The sequence below is a fragment of the Terasakiella sp. genome (assembly GCF_048267425.1).
GTDB lineage: Bacteria > Pseudomonadota > Alphaproteobacteria > Rhodospirillales > Terasakiellaceae > Terasakiella.
Genome location: NZ_JBLWXN010000005.1, coordinates 247188 through 267617, shown reverse-complemented (window position 1 = coordinate 267617; position 20430 = coordinate 247188). Strand labels below are relative to the sequence as shown.

The window sequence follows — 20430 nt, the reverse complement described above, 5'->3', positions numbered from 1 at the left end:
TCAGTTTGTGCTGTTTTACTTTGACTGCCTGTTTCATGCAAGAGGCTTGCTAATTGGGGCAACAATCTATATCTGGTTCTTATGACACAGACACTACATATCATTGGCGGCGGATTGGCGGGCAGCGAAGCAGCCTGGCAAGCTGCACAGCGCGGCGTAAAAGTCGTCTTACACGAAATGCGCCCGACACGACCGACAGAGGCTCATCATACAGACACATTGGCGGAGCTGGTTTGTTCCAATTCCTTACGTTCTGACGATGCGCAGTATAATGCCGTTGGTTTGATGCACGAAGAAATGCGTCGTTGCGGTTCCCTTATTATGAAATGTGCCGATGAAAACGCCGTCCCGGCAGGTGGGGCCTTGGCGGTTGATCGTGAAGGCTTTGCCCTTGCGGTACAAAGTGCACTTGAAGCCCACGAAAATGTAGAAATTGTGCGCGAAGAAATTACGGCATTGCCTTCTGAAGACTGGGAGCATGTGATCATTGCGACAGGTCCCTTGACGTCTGAACCCCTCGCCCAGTCCATTCGGGAATTAAGCGGCGAGGAATCTTTACACTTTTTTGATGCTATTGCCCCGATTATTGATAAGGACAGCATTGATTTTTCAAAAGCATGGTTCCAGTCGCGTTATGACAAAGGTGATGGCAGCGACTACATCAATCTAGGCCTGACCCGTGAACAATATGATCAATTCATCGACGATTTAATCGCGGGTGAAAAGATGGAATTCAAGGAATGGGAAAAAAATACGCCGTATTTTGAAGCCTGCCTGCCCATTGAAGTCATGGCGGAACGTGGTCGGGAAACTTTGGCGTTTGGCCCCATGAAACCGGTTGGCCTGCAAAACCCGAACGAACCGGATGCGCGATATGCGGCTGTAGTTCAACTGCGCCAAGATAATAAATTGGGAACGCTTTACAACATGGTGGGCTTTCAGACCAAATTGAAGCACGGGGAACAGGTACGTATTTTCAAGACATTGCCCGGTCTGGAAAATGCGACGTTCGCCCGCCTCGGCGGCATTCACCGCAATACGTTTATCAACTCCCCGCGCCTGCTGGATGGTACGTTGAAATTGAAAGCACGGGATAACATTCGTTTTGCCGGACAAGTCACAGGGTGCGAAGGTTATGTGGAAAGTACAGCTGTCGGCCTAATGGCTGGACGTTTCGTTGCGGCAGAAATTATGGGACAGGAAATTGTGACCCCGCCGGATGTAACGGCCCTTGGTGGAATTTTGAACCATATCACAGGTGGGGCGGATGCCATGACATTCCAGCCGATGAATATTACCTTTGGTCTTTTACCGCCGATGGATGTACGAAATGAACGTGGCAAACGCGTTAAAGGTAAAGAGAAAAAGGCTGCCGTTTCCGCCCGTGCCTTAAAAGCATTGGATGAATGGCTCAATAAAACCGACAAAGTATAAGAGAAAGTATTTGAGATGATTTCACTGGAAGTTCTAAAGCGTGCACAAGAAACCCTTGCGGGTAAAGTCAATGTAACGCCTATGATTTATTCTCAGGTTCTCTCAAATATGTCGGGTGCTGAGGTTTATTTAAAACTGGAAAACCTGCAAATTACAGGTTCTTTTAAATCACGCGGGGCTTTGGTGCGACTGGCAAGCTTATCCAAGGAAGAAGCCGCAAAAGGCGTTGTTGCCGCCTCCGCCGGCAATCATGCGCAAGGTGTTGCCTATCACGCGCAAAACATGGGAATTCCGGCGACAATTGTCATGCCACAAGGCACACCGTTTAACAAGATTTCCAAGACGGAAAAATTAGGTGCAAAAGTTATTGTCAGCGGGGAAACCTTTATTCAAGCCCGCAATGCCGCCCTTGATTTGGTCAAAAGTGATGGCCTGACCTATGTCAGCCCCTATGACCATGAAGATATCATGGCGGGGCAAGGTGTTGTCGGTCTGGAAATGATTGATCAGGTTGAAAGGCCCTTAGACGCCATTCTTGTTCCGATCGGCGGCGGCGGGTTATTGGCGGGTGTTGCCTCTGCCTTTAAACAGCTTTCGCCCAACACGGAAATTTTCGGTGTGCAATGTGATGCGTTTCCATCAATGGCAGACAGTTTCTACAATCAAAGCAACACCAAAGGCGGCTATACTCTGGCTGAAGGGATTGCTGTTAAAGAACCGGGCGAATTGACAGCGCCGATTATAAAAGAAACCACGACTGATATTTTTGTCGTGAATGAAATCCAGATTGAAGAAGCGGTCCTAAGTCTTGCGGAAAATCAACGCTTAACGGTTGAAGGGGCTGGCGCTGTTGGCTTGGCGGCCCTTTTGCAAAATAAAGAACGTTTTGCAGGCAAACGCGTTGGCTTGGTTTTATCCGGCGGAAATATTGATTCGCGAATTTTGTCGTCTGTGCTATTGCGTGGTCTTTATCGCGATGGTCGTATGGCGGTATTGCGCATAGCCGTGCCGGACCAACCCGGTCATCTCGCCAAGATTACAAAAATTATGAGTGACAATGGGGCCAACATTGTCGAGATTTATCATCAACGCATGTTCTTTGATCTATCGGTTAAACTGACCGAAGTGGATGTCGTCGTTGAAACGCTGGATCAAGACCATGTTCAACGTTTGATTAATCAGTTTGTGGGTGAAGGCTATAGCTGTCGGGAAATCAGCGAGAAGAACGCCTAATAACGGTTGCGCCACGCCTTGAAGGCCAGCTTGATTTGTTTGGATAGACGCCCCTGCCCTATATTGGGGTTAAACGGGTCGCAATCGACCTTTTTTAGACGTTTCAAGTAGTCTTCGAGACTGACTGTATTGAGTAAAACTGCATTTGGTGCCGCACCTAGTGTACGTGCGTCTGCAATTAGGCGTTCAATTTCGCTGACAAGTTCTGCGACAATATTCTTAAGCTCTGCGCTGCTTTCAAATTTATAAAAGCCGTTCAAATCCAGATTATGCTTTTTAATCAGCAAAAGCGGTAACTTGCAACGCGCGACACGGGATTGATGAGCCAAGGTTCGAATAATGTGACAAAGGGCATTTGCCGTTCCAACCTTAAGGCTTGCTTCGCTGAGCGGACAACCAATTGCTGCTTCTTTGATCTGTGCGCTTAATCCTCCCGTTGCCTCGCAATACCGCACAAGGGCGGACATGTCGTCGTGGGCGCGGTCTTCCATATCAAAGGAACGGGCATTGAAATAACGATCAAACAAAGCTTTGTCGATGGCACCCTTTGCCAGTGTTTGTGCAATTTCCTGATGCGTCCCGTTTTCTGCATCGGCTGATTTATCTCCGTTATAAATCCCGTCCACCAGATCACGCCACCATTGCAGGCGGATCAAACCCAGATGTGGGTCACTGACGGCATCGCGAATACGCAGAGTTTCCATATGGAAAAGCTGCATTGCGAAAAAATCTGTCTGACGGTCTTCCGGGGCAAACAGGCCACAGAGAAACTGGTCATGTTCATTTTTACGGATTTCTTGCGCACATAGGCTGAGGGAGGAGGTCATAAAACGTATTCATTTTTTGAATTGGAAAAACACATGTGTCATATAAGGGGTAGAAAAGGAAAAGGCAAAGTGTCAAAAACTGCAAATCAAGAAAATTTTCCGGTTGCCAGCCTGTTATTGGCCCCAAATGTGCGCAAACAGGTTATGGAATTTTATCAATTGGCACGGAGCTGGGATGATATCGCGGACTCCCCGACCCTCAGCCCGGAAGAAAAACATGCACAATTGCCAAATCAATGGGACAATCCTTTTTTGAACGATCTCTTGGTTGCCTTTCATCAGGATGCGAGCCAAAACCGCTATGAGGATTGGCAGGATTTACTGGATTATTGCCAATATTCCGCCAACCCGGTTGGTCGTTTTTTATTGAATGTTCATGGCGAAAGTGGGAGTGAAAATTTAAGCGATTCCCTGTGTAGCGTTTTGCAAATTCTCAATCACCTGCAAGATTGTCAAAAAGATTTTCAAGAGATGAACAGAATTTATCTTCCTCTGGAATTTTTGCCTGAAGGTGAAAGTTACGAAAATCTACTTTCACAACCAAGCTGTGCCCTACCTTTACGGAATGTTTTGAACACCTGTCTGGATCACGTGGATGAAATGTTGAAACCTGTCTTTAATCTACCTAGCCAGATTAAAAACAAACGGTTACGTTATCAATGCAAGGTTACCCTGCTTTGTGCGGTGGCTTTGGCAGGTCGATTACGTCGTCAGGATCCGTTGGCAAGACGGGTTGAACTCGGTACATTCGATAAATTTCTGATTGCCTACAAAGGTTTTTACCCTTTATGACACGTCCCAGCTCAGCCGATTTTGAATATGTCGAAAATATTGTGTGCGAGGCCAAAAGTTCCTTTGCGTTGGGGATGAAAGCCTTGCCTAAGGATCGGCGCGGTTATCTTTTTGCGATTTATGCCTATAGCCGCATGCTGGACGATATTGCAGATTGCCATGAGCCGCGTGAAGAAAAATTAAAGAAGTTGAATGAATGGCGCAAAAAGGTGACCCAATTGATTGAGGGAAAAACGTCTTGTGCTATCACCCGTATTTTGTACGAGGCTATAAACCGATACGCCCTCCCCAAAGACGAGTTTTATCAACTCATTGACGGAATGGAGGCCGACGTTCTGGGGCCAATCCATGCCCCGTCGTGGGATGTTTTGTATGATTATTGCCGCAAAGTCGCTGTCAGCGTTGGCTTGTTGTCTCTTCCCATTTTTGGACGGACAGACCAAGGGGCACAGGACTTTGCACTGGAATTGGGATACGCCCTGCAATTTACCAATATCTTGCGCGATGTGGTTGAAGACGATCAAGTTGGGCGCTTGTATTTACCCAAGGAATCTCTGCAAAAACATCAGGTGGAGAGAATCGCCTCACCGAACCTTAACCTGGTTCTCAGCGATGTCGCGGTTAAAACCGAACTGCATTATAAAAATGCAGAAAAGTTGCTGAGACAAATAGGAAGCACCAACTTAAAACCAGCTGTTTTAATGAAGCAGGCTTACCAAAAAATATTTAAAAAAATGCAGCGTCGCGGCTGGCATCAAATTACACCGCGTATGGGCCTAAGCAAGACGGAAAAAGCATTTTTGGTTATGGAATTCCTGAGGCGTCATGGTTAAGCATCTTCATATTGTCGGGGCTGGTTTAGCAGGATTAAGTGCTGCGGTTGAAGCCAGAAAAAACGGTGTTTCTTGCACGATATATGAAGCCACAAAAAAAGCGGGCGGACGCATTCGTCAAGCCCGAAACCATGACAATGGGACTCATTTAATCGTAAAAGGCTATGAAGCGACCTTTGCGTATCTGAACCAAATTGGCATGAGTGAAACGCTCTCTCCCTTTGGGAATGGGGCGTATTCTTTCACGGAACCAGCAAGTCACTTAAGCTGGAAAGTCAAAGCCAATCACTTTGTCTGGCAAGTAGCAAAGGGGAGTATTCCGGGGGTAAATGCAACAAATATTGTGGGGAAAACGGCAAAAGATCGCTTATGGGATCCTTTTTTTCTCGCTGTTTTTAATACGGACCTCAAAGACGTTCCCGCGGAACTGCGAAAGAATATGTTCTTTGAGATGTTGAAACAGGGGCCAAGTGCCTTGATCCCTTATTTTTGCCAAAACACACTTGAAGATACATTTGTACGCCCCCTCTTGGATCAGTTTGATATCAGGTTTGGAAAAAGACTAACCAACGTGGATGAAAATCAACTTGTTTTCAAAGACGAGCAAATCACCCTAAAAAAAACAGATCGGGTTATTCTGGCCTTGCCGCCTCAGGCTTATGCACAGATTACCTCTCCTTTTGATTTTTCAGCGATTACATGCAACCCAATCAGCAATTTTCATTTCGATCTAGATTCGGATGTGGAAGAATGTTTTGTCGGCCTGATCGGGACACGAAGCCAATGGCTTTATGCCAAAGGTCGGCATGCCTGTGTAACCATCAGTAATCAAAAATTCGAATCGTCTGAAATTTCAAAACAAATTTGGATGGAAGTTCGTCCACTTTTGGGGCTTGATGATTGTCAGATGCCACCGTGTCGACTTGTTGGCGAAAAACATGCAACACCTGCACAAAATATGGATTTTGCAACCCGTCGCCCTCAAACCAAAACACATATTGCAAATATTTTTCTTGCTGGTGACTGGATTGATACCGGACTTCCAGCTACCATTGAAAGCGCAATTAGGTCAGGCAAATGGGCTGTAAAAGGGGCAATTGATAATAAAAGATAATTTTTTATATCTTTTTTCATAAAAGCCTTCATTTTTACAATCATTCTGCCTATTTTTTAGAAGTATTCAAATTTACCAAACTCAGAAGAGGTCAACAAATGGCATTCGAACTTCCTGCCCTGCCTTATGCTCAAGACGCACTCGAGCCACATATCTCCGCTAACACTTTGAGCTTCCACTACGGCAAGCACCACAATACCTATGTTGTGAACCTTAACAACCTGTTGGGTGATGCTGCTGGTTCTTCACAAGCTGACCTCGAAGCCGTTATCAAAGATGCTGCTGGCGATGCGTCTAAGGCTGGCGTATTCAACAACGCGGCTCAAGTCTGGAACCACACATTTTATTGGAACTGTATGAAGCCGAACGGCGGCGGCGCACCGAGTGGTGAACTGGCTGCAAAAATTGATGCGGCTTTCGGTTCCTTCGATAAATTCAAAGAAGAATTTTCCCAAGCTTGTATCACCGCTTTCGGTTCTGGCTGGGGTTGGCTGGTCGTTGAAAATGGCGAACTGAAAATCACCAAAACAATCGGTGCAGACACACCGGTGGCACATGGTCAAACCGCGCTTTTGACATGTGATGTTTGGGAACACGCCTATTATCTTGATTACCAAAACCTGCGCCCGAAATACGTTGAAACTTTCCTCAACGAATTGGTCAACTGGGATTTTGTAGCTGAACAATTGGCAAACGCATAATCGCAGATCAATATGATCAAATAAAAAGGCCCGGCATTTAATCATGCCGGGCCTTTTTTACGTCTGTATTTAATACCTTAAACCGCGATTATAGCAGCCAATGTCCTGCGATCTTCAATTTGAAGAGCGCAAAATGTTCGGGCCGCTGCACCGGAATTCATCCATTCCAGTATGAGGCCTTTCTCTTTGACCGCTTCACGCAAGCCTTTGGGCGGCATCTTGGAGGTCTCCCCGCAACCAACCAGCAAAATATCGTAATTTTCAGCATGATCGAGAAGCGGTTGCAAGCTGTCCAACGTAATATCGGACGGCTCTGTTACATCCCACGGATCCACCCGGCCTTCATACAGCAAAATTGATCCCGCGACGATATGGCCGTTTACATCGAAACGACCATCGCCATAGGATACGATCATTAACCGGTTATCGGTGACAAGAGGGGTGATGTCCAAAGACATTAAACAGCCCCCTCGCCTTCGACTTTTTCGATTTCGCTATCTTCTTCATCTTCATCATCACTGCGACGAAGTACGAAGTAAGTCAAAATCGGAACAGCAAGACAGATAGATGAGTATGTCCCGATCAAAATGCCCCAGATCATGGCAAAACTGAAACCGCGAATGACCTCACCACCCAAAATATAAAGGGCAAGCAAGGCGACTAACGTGGTCACAGATGTCATGACTGTACGGGTCAATGTTTCGTTGACAGACATGTTCAACAGTTCTGCCAAATCCATCTTTTTATATTTGCGCAGGTTTTCACGCACGCGGTCATAAACAACCACCGTATCGTTAATGGAATAACCGGCAATTGTCAGAACAGCGGCAACAGTGGAAAGATTAAATTCCATCCCCAACAGGGCAAAGATACCGATAGTCGAAATAACGTCATGGATCAAGGCAACAACGGCCCCCATCCCGAATTGCCATTCGAAACGGAACCAGATGTAAACCAAAATCGCACCGATTGCCAGTGTAACAGCCATGACACCGTCCATGAAGAGTTCTTCGGAAACCTTCGGGCCAACGAACTCTGTTCGGCGGTATTCAACCGTATCTTTTAATTCTGACTTAACGGCTTCTACGGCGACCTGTTGTGCTTTTTCGTCCCCATCTTGGCGTTGAATTCGGATGAGCACTTCTTCAGGCTCCCCAAATTCCTGGATGGAAATTTCACCCAAGCCGAGTTTTGAAAGCTGAGTCCGCAAAGCCCCGACATCTGCCGGGCCACTATTGGAACGAACCTCCATCATGATACCGCCTTTGAAGTCGATACCATAATTCAAGCCATTGGTACCAAAAATACCGATAGAGGCAATGATCAAACAGAACGAAAAGGCAAAGAAAGCAATTTTCTTGCCGATGAAGTCGATTTTTGTCCCTGTCGGGATCATATGCAAACGACGCATGTGTAATCCCTCCTCTACAGTTCAAGTGTTTTGGGTTTGGTACGACGTAACCACACGACAACCTGCAAACGGGTCAACATAATCGCCGTAAACATGGATGTCAGGATACCGATGGCCAATGTCACAGCAAAACCGCGCACCGGACCAGAACCAAATTGATAAAGCAAGACAGCTGCAATCAATGTGGTGACGTTCGCATCGACAATGGTTTTAATCGCCCGCTTATACCCGGAATCAATCGCCGCAATCGGGCCAAGCCCGTTACGCGTTTCTTCACGAATACGTTCGAAAATCAAAACGTTGGCATCAACAGCCATACCGATGGTCAGGACAATCCCGGCAATACCAGGCAAGGTCAAGGTCGCTTGCAAAACAGAAAGGGATGCACCGATGAGAATAATATTAAACATCAATGCAATATCCGCATAGATCCCAAAACGTCCGTAGCTGGCAACCATAAAGATGATAACCCCCAACAAACCGATGACGGAGGCAACTTTACCCGCTTCAATAGAATCAGCACCCAAGCCCGGACCAACGGTCCGTTCTTCAAGAATGACCAACGGAGCCGGCAAGGCGCCCGCACGTAACAAAAGCGACAGATCATTGGCTTCCTGAACGCTGAAACGTCCGGTAATGATACCGCTGCCACCCAAGATCGGACCTTGAATATTCGGTGCACTGATGACTTTGCCATCCAAAACAATTGCAAGGCGGCGATTGACGTTTTTAGATGTGACCTGCCCGAATTTCTTTCCACCTAACGCATTGAATGTAAAGGAAACAACGGGCTGAGCATCTTGAAATGTCGGTTGACTGTCAATCAGCATATCGCCACTGACTTCGACTTTACGGCGAACGGCGATTTTGGCGCTTTCATTTTCCGCATCCGGCAAAGCAATTGTTCCCGGGGGAATGCGTCCTGCCAGAATATCTTCCGGTGTCACCGTATGATTGACCAGATGAAAGGTCATTTTTGCGGTTTTACCCAACAGGCGTTTAACATCTTCAGGGTTATCAATACCCGGTAACTGGATCAGGATACGATCGTCACCTTGGCGTTGAATATTAGGTTCTTTTGTACCGGTTTCGTCAATCCGGCGACGGACAATTTCGATTGATTGTTCGACCGCAGAGCGTTTTGCTTTCAAAACGGCATCTTCCGTCATGGTAATACTGATTTTACCATTTTCATTAACGGTCTCAGTACCCGCATCGATTTTACGAAGCAAATCATAGGCTTGTTCAACCTGATCCGGCTTTTTAATGTGGACGCTAACTTGAGAATCCCGAATGCCGAGCCCGGTATAGCGAATACGTTCGCTGCGCAGCGTTTGACGAATAGAATCGACAATAGATTCCAGCCGTTCATTGATAACGGTCTGGGCTTCAACTTCCAAAAGAAGGTGTGAACCACCGCGTAAGTCAAGTCCTAGACTGATCTGTTGATTGGGGAGCCAACCCGGTAGATTTTCCGTCGTGCTGCGGTCAAGCAGGTTGGGCGCAGCAAATGCCACGCCCAACAAGCAAACAGCGACCACGACGGCAATTTTCCATTTGGCGAAGTAGACCATGATATAAGGTCCCTTCCATTAACGTTCGTGATTAGTCTTTTTTACCGCCGAAGAGTTTTTTCAAACCACCGGCCTGTTCGGTTTTTTCTTCACCCTTGTCGGCGTCTTCACCTTTTGCGGGCTCTGTCTTGCTTGTGACGTGCGCGATCATATCGCGGCGCACTTTAACAACGATGTCTTTGGCGATTTCGACAGACAGCTCGGTATCGTTTTCGACTTTCGTCACTTTACCCAAAATACCGCCGTTAGTCACAATGTTGTCGCCGCGACGAACGGCTTCCAACATGGCTTTATGTTCTTTCGCACGTTTTTGCTGCGGACGGATCATCAAGAAGTAAAAGACGATGAAGATCAGGATAAGCGGCAAAAAGGCCTCGATGCCGCCACCGGCACCACCAGCAGCTTGAGCATAAGCCGGAGAAATGAGCATTGAAAACTCCTTGGTTGAAACAGAAATCTCGTTGGGTATTCCCCAAACTTGGCCGGGACTATACAATGCGGTGTTTACATTTTCTATATGAATCCTTAGCTTTCAGAGACTTTTTTCACCTATATGAGAGTAATATGAGCGAGCAACAAATCCTTTCCGTTCTTTTGCGAATTGCAGATGCACTGGAACGCCAATCCCCCAAGCCTGTTGCAAACAACGATCTTGATCATGCGGATGCCTTTGTATGGCATCCTGAAACCTGTGCTTTACATGCCATTCATCAGGTTAATCATGTGCCGCTTGATATGCTGCAAGGTATTGAATTACAAAAGAAATTACTTCTTCAAAACACACAGCAATTTGCCAATGGATATTCGGCAAACAATGCCTTGTTATGGGGCGCGCGCGGGACGGGGAAAAGCTCTATCGTTAAGGCGGTCCATGCCTATATTAATGCGCAAAAAGCACATAGCTTGTTGATTGTTGAAATTCACCGCGAAGACCTTTCAAGTCTGCCGGACTTATTGAAAGTGTTGAAACAAACGGATCGACGTTGTCTGGTTTATTGCGATGATTTGTCTTTTGATGGTGATGATACATCTTACAAATCGCTGAAAGCGGTTCTTGAAGGTGGAATCGAAGGCCGACCGGAGAATGTCATTTTTTATGCCACATCAAACCGTCGCCATTTAATGCCGCGCGATATGATCGAAAATGAACGTTCAACAGCCATCAACCCTGCAGAAACGGTTGAGGAAAAAGTTTCCCTGTCTGATCGTTTCGGCATGTGGCTTGGTTTTCACAATATGGATCAAAACACCTATTTCGCAGCAATTGCCGGATATATCGAACAATATAAATTGGATATATCCGAGGAAGACTGGAAAGCAGAGGCCATCGAATGGACAGTCACGCGTGGATCAAGGTCCGGGCGTGTCGCATGGCAATATATTCAGGATTTGGCCGGACGATTGGGGAAAAAACTTTCCTAAGTCTCAGACCAAACGGCGAGTTCATATCCGTCTAAGTCCTTAAACTGAAAACGTCGACCACCGGGGAAATCGAAAATCTCTTTGCTGATTTCCCCACCTGCGGCTGTTATGGACTTTTGCATCGCATTCAGGTCCGAGCCATAAAGCACAACTAAAGGCCCACCGGAAACCGGTGTGCCGTGGGCAAACCCACCCGTCATATGGCCATCATTAAATTCACAATAATCCGGCCCATAATCAGTAAAGGTCCAGCCGAAAACATCACCGTAAAATTTCTTTGATTGCGAAATATCCTGCACGAGAAATTCAATGTAATTGATTGTCTTATCTTTTGGGGGACAAAGCGTCATCTACTTAAATCTCCAATTCACACCAAACCGGCGTGTGGTCTGATGCTTTTTCCCAACCGCGTGGCGTTTTATCAATACCGGCATTGCTCAACAGGTCCGCCGCACGCGGGGATAACAACAGGTGATCAATCAGAACACCATGATCTTTAGTCCAGCCGCCTGCGCGATAATCCCACCATGAAAATTGACCCGGTTCAGGATGATAAAGTTTAAAGGCATTGGTTAATCCAAGGTGAAGGTGCTGACGATATAGGCGGCGTCCTTCTTCACGACAGATGGCATCATTTGCCATTTTTTGAATGTCGTACACATCGCCATTATCGGGGGCGACATTGTAGTCTCCGCCCAAAACAAAGGGAATTTCCTGACTTAATAAGTCTTTTGTGCGTTCGATAACACGTTCCATGAAATTCAGTTTGTAATCAAATTTTTCCGAGTCGACCGGATTACCGTTGGGAAAGTAAATGGAGGCCACACGCACGTCGCCTGTATCAACTTCCAGATAGCGTGCTTGTTCATCGTCATCATTTCCGGGTAAAGCGCGCAAAACAACCTCAATCGGTGATTTTGATAATACAGCAACACCATTGAAAGATTTTTGCCCAACATATTCAATATGATAGCCAAGCTCTTTCAACTCCAATGCAGGAACAGCATCGCCCGGTGTTTTTAATTCCTGTAAAAGCGCGACATCGGGATTAAAATCTTTTAACCAGCGCAACAAGTGTTCTGTGCGTGCATTAATCCCGTTTACGTTCCATGTTGCGATTTTCACAGGTCATTTCTCCATTGAGCCAACAGTCCTCCATAACATATACTGTCCTTATGAAGTTTCCAGTATTCCTTTTCCTTTTTTTTGCCGGGTTGTTGCTGTGTCTTACAGGGCAAGAAGCATGGGCCAAAAACGGTTGGCCCACCTGCCCCGAAGATGGTCGAAGTGTCGAGATTTACATGGAAACCTCTATGGGAAATCTGCGCTATCAAAACGGCTTTAATCCTGCGCAATTATCAAGAATAAAAAACAAGGTGCGTCGCCAGATGGGACCGCTTTGGGTGCCCAACGGCCTGACGGTTGCCGATGAAAACTATAATCTTGAATTGCGCACCCAAATTTATCAGCTTGGTCGGGACCGTTATTGCGCCGTTATTAAATCAGCAAAGCTTTTTATCGGGTATCGAAATATCAACGTTTATATCAGTTCAAAATACCCACAAGGGTCTTGTGAATATGAATCAATCTTAAATCATGAAAATATCCACGTGCAGATATTTCGCGATACGCTTTATCGACATGCGAATTCAATTGAAAGTGCCATTCGTAAAAAAGCACCACGCATAGGTCCGGTCTATTTACGTTCCCCAAACGCGGCGAGCCAAAAGTTGCGCGACCTGCTGGATGCCCAGATCAGGCCGCTTTTTAAACGAATGTCATCCGCTATTAGTCGCAAGAATGCGCGCATTGATACAAAAGCCAATTATCGCCGCGAACAAGCAATGTGTTCAAACTGGTAATCCAGATTAAAGCCACATACCACCGGAAACTTCAATACGTTGACCTGTAATCCATTTTGCTGCGTCACTACAGAGAAAGACGGCAACCTTACCCACATCATCCACCTCGCCTACGCGACCAAGTGCTGTATTTTGGCTGATTAAATCAATGACATCCGGGTTTTGTTCAAAGAACGATTTGTTGAAATCGGTATGTAATGCACCCGGGGCTAATGTATTTACTGTAATCTGGCGATGCCCCAAGGTTTTTGCCATATAGGTTGCCAACGACGTGACAGCAGCTTTTGTCGCCGCATAGGTAATATATGGCGGTAAGGAAAAACGGGTTAACCCAGAACCGATCATTAAAACACGTCCGCCATCAGCCAATGTGGGAAGCAAGGCCTGTGTCAGGAAAAAGACACTTTTGACATTTGTATTAAAGACAAAATCGAAATCTTCTTCTGCGATTTCCCCAATCGGTGCCTTGCGTTCAACGCCTGCATTGTTGATCAAGATGTCAAGTTTCGCGGTCATAGATATTTCCTGAACGGTTTTGTTCACTTCTCCCACAAAACGTTCAAGATCATGTGTCCCGTTTAAATCCACTTGTAAGGCGGTCGCAGAACGTCCCATCGCCTTAATTTCAGCCACCACTTTCGCGGCTTCCGCCTGATTTGTGCGATAACAAACAATCAAGTTGGCACCTGCTTCTGCCAACCGGAGTGCGATTTCTTTTCCCACTCCTCGACTGGAACCGGTTACGAGGGCTGTTTTACCGTTTAAGTTTGACATTGATACTCTCCTTTGTTGAATGGATAGGAAGAGTGTGTCAATTTTAGCTATCATTAAAAATAAATGTTTCTGTATAGTTATTATTCAAAAATAAATAGAGGAATAGTCATTGAAACTTGATTGGGATGATATTCAAATTTTTCAGAAGGTCGGGGAATTGGGCAGTTTCTCAAAAGCTGCACAAGTCTTGGATATTTCCCAACCGACAGTGAGCCGTCGCATGTATCACTTTCAGGAAACCCTAGGGGTATCTTTATTTGAACGCAGTGACAAAGGGCTGGTTTTATCTGAAAAAGGCAAAGTTTTGTTTGATATGGCGTTTGATATGACACGCAATGCCGATGCCTTTCAACTTGCGGCTCAATCTCTGATGCAAAAGTCCCAAACAGTGCGTGTCGCCTGTTCCCCACTTGTTGGTTTGGCCTTATCCGATAATCTGGATGAAGTGATCGCCGGTTTACCCGGTGTCCATATTGCCCTTTTGACGTCCGTAAATTTTGTTAATCTAGAAAAAGGTGAAGCCGACATAGCCCTTCGCAACCAACGCCCGGATAAGGGGAACTTACGGGTGCAATCCTTGGGGGGAAACCATTTTGGAATTTATGGAACATCAGAATTAAAGAAACGGTTTCATCAGGAAATTATGCAGGAAAACTGGCAGGCTTGCCCGTGGGTGGGGTATCACAGTTCTATGTCACAGATGCCATCAAGGCGTTGGTTAGCCAAAAATCTAGGCGTGACCTCGCCAAATCTTCAAGTCGATCATTCGCTTTTGATTTTAAATGCAGCCCGACGCGGGAAAGGGTTTGCAATTCTCCCGACTTTTACCGGAGAAATGGAAGGGCTAGAGTCCCTGCAACGCCCCCTGCCCGATCTTGTTTTTGAAAACTGGCTGGTGTCACATGAACAGACAACGCACAATAGCGCCATTTCACAGGTGAAACAGCGCTTGCACAAAAAATTGAAACGTATATTCGCTTTGTAATTACGGTTTAAACCGAGAAAGACGATCCACAACCGCACTCCGATGTTGCGTTCGGGTTGGTCATTTGAAAACTGGACCCCATTAAATCTGTCACATAATCGAGCTGCGCGCCTTCTACAAACGGTAAGGAGGCCTCATCCACCAAGACATCGACATCATCAAAGTTGAAGACTTGATCATCGGCTTTGACTTGGTCATCAAGGCTGAAGTTGTAGGAAAAGCCTGAACAGCCGCCGCTGGTAATCATAATTCGAAGCTTAAGGTCTGGATTACCTTCCTGCGCAATCAGTTTTTTAACTTGCTCGTTTGCGCTTTGTGTCAAACCAACTTGTGCAGTCATATCGAACTCCGTCCTGTAAAATATCTTTAGCCTTTTATGTAATCTATCTTTTGCATTTGTCAAACCCATTGCATATCAAGGCCCGCGAGGTTACCTTTCTTTCCATGAACCAACATATTTCACTTGCCCCATTTGCCAGCCTGCCAGAACAAAGCAAAGGCCGCTGTTTTCCTGAACCGGAAAGCGCGACACGAAGCTGTCACCAACGTGATCGGGACCGCATTATTCATTCTGCGGCCTTTCGTCGTTTGCAGTATAAAACGCAGGTTTTCGTCAACCATGAAGGCGATTTTTTCCGAACGCGATTGACGCATTCTCTTGAGGTCGCGCAAATCGCCCGAACAGCATGTCGTTACCTCAACTTAAATCAGGAATTGGCGGAATCGCTTGCCCTTGCCCATGATCTTGGCCATCCCCCTTTTGGACATGCGGGGGAAGATGCCTTGGACGAGGCCCTCGCGCCTTATGGCGGGTTTGACCATAATGCGCAATCGCTTCGTGTTGTCAGTGAACTGGAGCAACGCTACGCCGAATTTGACGGGCTGAACCTGACGTGGGAATGTGTGGAAGGTGTTGTCAAACATAACGGTCCCTTGTTGGGCTCTAAAGTTTTAAATCCCAAGCCGGTCCCGCAGGCGATACTGGACTATAACGAAAATGTTATGGATCTGGATTTGGAAAACTATTCCAGTCTGGAGGCTCAAATCGCCGCCCTTTCCGATGATATCGCCTATAACAATCACGATATTGACGATGCCTTGCGCGCTGAAATTATTCGAATCGACGACTTAAGTGATATTCCTGTTGTGGGTGAAACATTTGCACAAGTTGCCAAACAATACCCCGGTTTGGATGAATCTCGCCTGATTTACGAGGCTGTTCGCAGACTAATTGGCGATATGGTCAACGATCTCTTGCAGGAAACGCAACAGCGCATTAAAGATGCCTCACCAAAAGATATTGATGATATCCGTCATTCGAATGGACCGATTGCGTCTTTTTCCGAACGCATTCAAAAATGTGATCGGGAATTGAAGGCCTTTATGTTTGAAAACGTTTATCGTCATTACAAAATCAATCGGATGACCAGCAAGGCCCGCCGGGTGGTACAAAACTTGTTCACCTTGTTTATGGCAGAACCTAACTGTTTACCGACTGAATGGTACAAACTCACCGATGGCAAGCCGTCGGAACGCACCGCAAAGGTCGTTGCCGATTATATTGCCGGAATTACAGATCGTTACGCGTTGGATGAACATGCCCGTTTATTTGACGTACAGGCCAGAAACTCATGAATTTTTTTAAAGCATTTCATTCCGAAATTTCTTCTATCGTTGAAAAATTATCTGCTGAAGGCAAATTGCCCGACGGCATGGACCCATCCCGCCTGACGTGTGAACCACCGCGTGATGCCTCGCACGGTGATGTTGCCACCAATGCCGCAATGGTTCTGTGCAAGCAGGCCAAAATGAAACCGCGTGACTTGGCAGAGCTGCTGGCGGTGGAAATTGCCAAAATTGATCACGTCACCACTGTTGATGTTGCCGGCCCCGGTTTTATCAATATCCGTCTGGCGCAAGAATTTTGGCATGCAAAATTATGTGACGTACTTGCAGCAGGCACCGATTGGGGGAATTCCGATATCGGAAGCGGTCAAACCGTCAACGTGGAATACGTTTCTGCAAACCCGACCGGTCCGATGCATGTCGGACATGGTCGTGGGGCTGTGGTTGGTGATGCCCTCGCCTTGTTATTGTCCAAGGCAGGTTATAAAGTCACCAAGGAATATTATATCAACGATGCCGGGGCGCAAGTTGATGTCTTGGCCCGTTCTGCTTATTTGCGTTACCGCGAAGCTTTCGGTGAAACGATTGAAATCCCTGAAGGCCTATACCCCGGTGATTATCTGGTTCCGGTCGGTGAAAAACTCAAAGAAACATTTGGCGACAAATGGCTGAATGCCGAAGAATCTGATTATCTGGACGAGATTAAAGCCTTTTCAATCAAGGCCATGATGGATTTAATCCGCGAAGACTTAGCTATTCTCGGTGTGACGCATGACGTCTTTTCTTCCGAAAAAGAATTGGTTGAAAATGGCGGTGTTGATAAGGCACTCGCTTATCTGGAAGAACGTGGCTTGATCTATACTGGCGTACTTGAACCACCAAAGGGCAAAAAGCCCGAAGATTGGGAACCGCGTCCGCAATTGCTGTTTAAGGCATCCGAATTTGGCGACGATGTTGATCGCCCGCTTAAAAAATCCGATGGTTCCGGGACTTATTTTGCCTCCGACATCGCTTACCACTTTGATAAATTTCAGCGTGGTTCAGATCAATTGATCGATGTCTTGGGTGCAGATCACGGCGGGTATGTAAAACGGATGAAAGCGGCTGTTAAAGCCATGTCCGAAGGAAAAGCGGAACTCGACGTCAAGCTTGCCCAAATGGTGAACCTGATGGACAATGGCGAACCTGTTAAAATGTCCAAGCGGGCCGGTACATTCATTACATTGCGCGAAGTCATCGATAAAGTGGGTAAAGATGTTGTGCGCTTTATCATGTTGACACGTAAAAATGACGCGCAACTGGAATTTGATTTCGCCAAAGTTACCGAACAATCCAAAGACAACCCGGTTTTTTATGTTCAGTATGCGCACGCGCGCTGTCATTCTGTGTTCCGTAAGGCCGATGAAGAATTTGCTGAACTGGACCGGTCGGAAACCGCCTTGGCGAAAGCCGATTTGTCCTTGTTAAATGATGAATCTGAGCTAACTTTAATGAGATTAATGGCTGAATGGCCGCGCTTGATTGAAGCCGCAGCCGAAAGCCATGAGCCACATCGTATTACTTATTACCTGTACGATTTGGCGTCCGAGTTCCATTCCCTTTGGAACAAGGGCACCGGAGACGTCAGTTTGCGTTTCCTGCATGCCGATAATCTGGAATTGACCAAAGCGCGTCTTGCTTTGTTAAAGGCGGTTTCTTTGGTAATTGCGTCCGGTTTGTTGATTTTGGGTGTTGAACCACGTGAGGAGTTGCGTTAATGCCGCATAGGGATGATTTCGACGACGATTTAATGGACCCGTCTTCGGATGCCTATGATTACAAGCCCGTTTCGTCAAACGAAGGCGGCGGCGGTAAAGCTGTAAAGCTGCTGGTCGCTGCCACGGTCATTGCCGGTTTGGCAGGTGGTGCCTGGTATTTCGTAGGAACCGGGGTGCAAAACCAAGACGACGTGCCGCTTGTGCGCGCGATGGACAGCCCGACCAAGGAAAAACCGGATGATCCCGGCGGGATGGCTGTCCCCAACCGTGACAAGACGGTCTATGATCGTGTGGCCGGTGATAATACGGAACCCAAGCTGGAACGTTTGTTACCACGGGCAGAACAGCCTTTGGATAAGCCTGTTCAAAGTATCCCCCTGCCCGAAATGGAAACGCCACTCACGCCAAATGAAGATGTCGCTGCAACGGATACAACAGAGCAAGCAACACCATCAGAAACGGCGACACCGGCTTTACCCGAGGTGCCGTCAGAAGATTTGGCGAAAAATATATCTGAACCTGCGCCAGCCCCTGTCCAAATCGAAGATCCCAATTCACCACGTGCGTTGGTGAAACGCGGGATCGATGACGTCGCAACACCTGGTGATGAACAGGTTGATGCGCCACAGAACGCGCCGACGCAACAGGACAAAGAAGACCTGAATGCAAAAATTGCCGAAGCCCTTGGCGAAGAAAAACCTGAAACACAAGTAGAACAGCCGACAACAGCCACAGCCCCAAAAACGGCAATGGCAAAGGTAGAAGAAAAACCGAAAACTATTCCAAGTGAGATAAAGTCTCTGGATCAGGCCGGGTATATTCTGCAATTGCTGTCGTCGAAAAGCGAAAGTGGCGTGCAATCCACTTGGGATAAGATCAAAGCCAAAAACACCGATATCATCGGTGATCTTCCCGTCCATATCGTCAAGGCGGATTTAGGGCCTGAAAAAGGCATTTATTACCGTTTGCGCTTGGGACCGGTTCAAACTGCGGATAAAGCGAAGTCTTTATGTACGCAACTGAAAAAACGTAAAGTGGGGTGCTTCATTGTCAAAGTACGATAATGACAATCCAAATGCCGTCATCTTTGGCTGTGAGGGATTGGAACTGAATGACTGGGAACGTGATTTCTTTCGCGATGTAAATCCGCTTGGTTTTATTCTTTTTGCCCGCAATATTGATAACCCCTATCAGGTGCGTGAACTTTGTGATGATTTACGAAGTTGTGTGTCACACCCGGATGTACCAATCCTGATTGATCAGGAAGGCGGACGAGTTGCTCGCTTAAAACCACCGCATTGGCGTGCAGCCCCGACAGCGGCCAAGATCGGTGAACTGGCGGCTTTTAATCTGGAAATGGGATTGGAAGCGACACACTTGAACGCACGCCTGTTTGCCTCTGAATTGATGGACCTTGGTATTAACGTGGATTGTGCTCCTGTACTGGATATTCCAACAGAAGATGCCGATCCGATTATCAGTGATCGGGCTTATTCCACACACCCGGAAATGGCCGCTGTTTTGGGCCGGGCGGCCTGTCGTGGCTTCATGGCGGGCGGGGTGTTGCCTATTATAAAACATATACCAGGTCATGGGCGCGCAACTGTGGACAGCCATAAGGCTTTGCCCGTTGTCGATACCACCCTTGATATTCTGGAAAGTGTCGATTTCCGCCCCTTTATTGATCTGGCGGATATGCCTTGGGCGATGACAGCACATATCGTCTACAGCGATATTGATCCTTATGCACCGGCAACTATGTCGCCCCGCCTGATCGAAGATGTTATTCGCCGCCAAATTGGTTTTAACGGTATTTTGATTTCTGATGATCTTTCCATGCATGCACTGGAAGGTGATTTTACAAATCGGGCGGAAAGCGCCTTGGAAGCCGGATGTGACCTTGTCCTCCACTGTAACGGGGAACGCAACGAAATGCTGGCGGTTGCCGAAGGTTTGCGACCCATTAATGATCAAACCGATGATCGTCTGGAAGAAGGCTGGAAAATGTGCCGGGAAAATCTGGAAGAGATTGATTTCGACCAGGCCGAACACCGTTTTAACACCCTGATGGAATTGGTCTTGTAA

22 protein-coding genes are annotated in these 20430 nt (G+C 46.8%); 13 read left to right on the top strand and 9 right to left on the bottom strand.

Annotation, left to right across the window (positions count from 1 at the left end; genetic code table 11):
• The first annotated feature begins 81 nt into the window (after positions 1 to 81).
• Together trmFO and ACN0VA_RS10465 are read left to right on the top strand one after the other, a co-directional pair.
• Entirely contained in the window at positions 82 to 1434 is a 1353-nt protein-coding gene (trmFO, locus tag ACN0VA_RS10470) for a methylenetetrahydrofolate--tRNA-(uracil(54)-C(5))-methyltransferase (FADH(2)-oxidizing) TrmFO (RefSeq protein ID WP_417821097.1), read from the top strand.
• A gap of 15 nt (positions 1435 to 1449) precedes the next feature.
• Positions 1450 to 2667 (top strand): threonine ammonia-lyase, encoded by a 1218-nt coding sequence (locus ACN0VA_RS10465; RefSeq protein WP_417821096.1) that lies wholly within the window; start codon positions 1450 to 1452, stop codon positions 2665 to 2667.
• Here ACN0VA_RS10465 and ACN0VA_RS10460 read toward each other — a convergent pair.
• A complete protein-coding gene (locus tag ACN0VA_RS10460) occupies positions 2664 to 3494 on the bottom strand; it encodes a phytoene/squalene synthase family protein (RefSeq protein ID WP_417821095.1) in 831 nt (276 codons plus the stop codon). The genes ACN0VA_RS10465 and ACN0VA_RS10460 overlap by 4 nt on opposite strands.
• 69 nt (positions 3495 to 3563) lie before the next feature.
• Between ACN0VA_RS10460 and ACN0VA_RS10455 the strand changes: the two genes are divergently transcribed.
• The 4 genes from ACN0VA_RS10455 to ACN0VA_RS10440 all read left to right on the top strand — a co-directional run bounded on the left by ACN0VA_RS10455 (position 3564) and on the right by ACN0VA_RS10440 (position 6934).
• The gene (locus ACN0VA_RS10455; protein WP_417821094.1) at positions 3564 to 4286 is read left to right on the top strand and encodes a squalene/phytoene synthase family protein; all 723 of its coding nucleotides are present in this window, start codon (positions 3564 to 3566) and stop codon (positions 4284 to 4286) included.
• Entirely contained in the window at positions 4283 to 5119 is an 837-nt protein-coding gene (locus ACN0VA_RS10450; protein ID WP_417821093.1) for a squalene/phytoene synthase family protein, read from the top strand. The genes ACN0VA_RS10455 and ACN0VA_RS10450 overlap by 4 nt, the downstream gene beginning before the upstream one ends.
• Entirely contained in the window at positions 5112 to 6233 is a 1122-nt protein-coding gene (locus ACN0VA_RS10445; protein WP_417821092.1) for a hydroxysqualene dehydroxylase, read from the top strand. The genes ACN0VA_RS10450 and ACN0VA_RS10445 overlap by 8 nt, the downstream gene beginning before the upstream one ends.
• Before the next feature lie 98 nt (positions 6234 to 6331).
• Complete coding sequence (locus ACN0VA_RS10440) at positions 6332 to 6934, top strand: superoxide dismutase (protein ID WP_417821091.1); 603 nt, start codon at positions 6332 to 6334, stop codon at positions 6932 to 6934.
• Between the two features lie 77 nt (positions 6935 to 7011).
• On the opposite strand, the gene ACN0VA_RS10435 is transcribed toward ACN0VA_RS10440, so the two are convergent.
• The 4 genes from ACN0VA_RS10435 to yajC are packed head-to-tail and all read right to left on the bottom strand — an operon-like array spanning position 7012 to position 10349.
• Positions 7012 to 7392, bottom strand: a complete 381-nt coding sequence (locus ACN0VA_RS10435; RefSeq protein ID WP_417821090.1) for an Mth938-like domain-containing protein — start codon at positions 7390 to 7392, stop codon at positions 7012 to 7014.
• Positions 7392 to 8345 carry a protein translocase subunit SecF gene (gene secF / locus ACN0VA_RS10430; protein ID WP_417821089.1) on the bottom strand — a complete coding sequence of 318 codons (954 nt, stop codon included), beginning with the start codon at positions 8343 to 8345 and terminating at the stop codon, positions 7392 to 7394. The genes ACN0VA_RS10435 and secF overlap by 1 nt, the downstream gene beginning before the upstream one ends.
• Positions 8346 to 8359: 14 nt before the next feature.
• Positions 8360 to 9919, bottom strand: coding sequence for a protein translocase subunit SecD (gene secD, locus ACN0VA_RS10425; protein ID WP_417821088.1), 1560 nt, complete (start codon positions 9917 to 9919; stop codon positions 8360 to 8362).
• Between the two features lie 31 nt (positions 9920 to 9950).
• Positions 9951 to 10349, bottom strand: a complete 399-nt coding sequence (yajC, locus tag ACN0VA_RS10420) for a preprotein translocase subunit YajC (protein WP_188659927.1) — start codon at positions 10347 to 10349, stop codon at positions 9951 to 9953.
• 134 nt (positions 10350 to 10483) lie between these two features.
• Between yajC and ACN0VA_RS10415 the strand changes: the two genes are divergently transcribed.
• Complete coding sequence (locus ACN0VA_RS10415) at positions 10484 to 11341, top strand: ATP-binding protein (RefSeq protein WP_417821087.1); 858 nt, start codon at positions 10484 to 10486, stop codon at positions 11339 to 11341.
• On the opposite strand, the gene ACN0VA_RS10410 is transcribed toward ACN0VA_RS10415, so the two are convergent.
• Positions 11338 to 11691 carry a VOC family protein gene (locus ACN0VA_RS10410; protein ID WP_417821086.1) on the bottom strand — a complete coding sequence of 118 codons (354 nt, stop codon included), beginning with the start codon at positions 11689 to 11691 and terminating at the stop codon, positions 11338 to 11340. The genes ACN0VA_RS10415 and ACN0VA_RS10410 overlap by 4 nt on opposite strands.
• A gap of 4 nt (positions 11692 to 11695) precedes the next feature.
• Positions 11696 to 12466 (bottom strand): exodeoxyribonuclease III, encoded by a 771-nt coding sequence (xth, locus tag ACN0VA_RS10405; RefSeq protein WP_417821085.1) that lies wholly within the window; start codon positions 12464 to 12466, stop codon positions 11696 to 11698.
• Between the two features lie 50 nt (positions 12467 to 12516).
• Here xth and ACN0VA_RS10400 point away from each other — a divergent pair, with 50 nt between their 5' ends.
• Positions 12517 to 13203 carry a hypothetical protein gene (locus ACN0VA_RS10400; protein WP_417821084.1) on the top strand — a complete coding sequence of 229 codons (687 nt, stop codon included), beginning with the start codon at positions 12517 to 12519 and terminating at the stop codon, positions 13201 to 13203.
• Positions 13204 to 13209: 6 nt separating this feature from the next.
• Here ACN0VA_RS10400 and ACN0VA_RS10395 read toward each other — a convergent pair whose 3' ends face one another.
• Positions 13210 to 13977, bottom strand: coding sequence for an SDR family NAD(P)-dependent oxidoreductase (locus tag ACN0VA_RS10395; protein WP_417821083.1), 768 nt, complete (start codon positions 13975 to 13977; stop codon positions 13210 to 13212).
• Between the two features lie 109 nt (positions 13978 to 14086).
• Between ACN0VA_RS10395 and ACN0VA_RS10390 the strand changes: the two genes are divergently transcribed.
• Positions 14087 to 14962 (top strand): LysR family transcriptional regulator, encoded by an 876-nt coding sequence (locus ACN0VA_RS10390; protein WP_417821082.1) that lies wholly within the window; start codon positions 14087 to 14089, stop codon positions 14960 to 14962.
• Positions 14963 to 14969: 7 nt separating this feature from the next.
• Here the strand turns inward: ACN0VA_RS10390 and erpA are convergent, their stop codons facing one another.
• Positions 14970 to 15302 (bottom strand): iron-sulfur cluster insertion protein ErpA, encoded by a 333-nt coding sequence (gene erpA, locus ACN0VA_RS10385; protein WP_417821081.1) that lies wholly within the window; start codon positions 15300 to 15302, stop codon positions 14970 to 14972.
• Positions 15303 to 15406: 104 nt separating this feature from the next.
• On the opposite strand from erpA, the gene ACN0VA_RS10380 reads away from it, so the two are divergent.
• The 4 genes from ACN0VA_RS10380 to nagZ are packed head-to-tail and all read left to right on the top strand — an operon-like array spanning position 15407 to position 20430.
• Positions 15407 to 16597: a deoxyguanosinetriphosphate triphosphohydrolase gene (locus ACN0VA_RS10380; RefSeq protein ID WP_188659910.1), complete on the top strand. Its 1191-nt coding sequence runs from the start codon at positions 15407 to 15409 to the stop codon at positions 16595 to 16597.
• Positions 16594 to 18345 carry an arginine--tRNA ligase gene (gene argS / locus ACN0VA_RS10375; RefSeq protein WP_417821080.1) on the top strand — a complete coding sequence of 584 codons (1752 nt, stop codon included), beginning with the start codon at positions 16594 to 16596 and terminating at the stop codon, positions 18343 to 18345. The genes ACN0VA_RS10380 and argS overlap by 4 nt, the downstream gene beginning before the upstream one ends.
• On the top strand, positions 18345 to 19409 hold the full coding sequence (locus ACN0VA_RS10370) for an SPOR domain-containing protein (RefSeq protein ID WP_417821079.1): 1065 nt from the start codon (positions 18345 to 18347) through the stop codon (positions 19407 to 19409). Before argS ends, ACN0VA_RS10370 begins: the two co-directional genes overlap by 1 nt.
• Entirely contained in the window at positions 19393 to 20430 is a 1038-nt protein-coding gene (gene nagZ, locus ACN0VA_RS10365) for a beta-N-acetylhexosaminidase (protein ID WP_417821078.1), read from the top strand. The genes ACN0VA_RS10370 and nagZ overlap by 17 nt, the downstream gene beginning before the upstream one ends.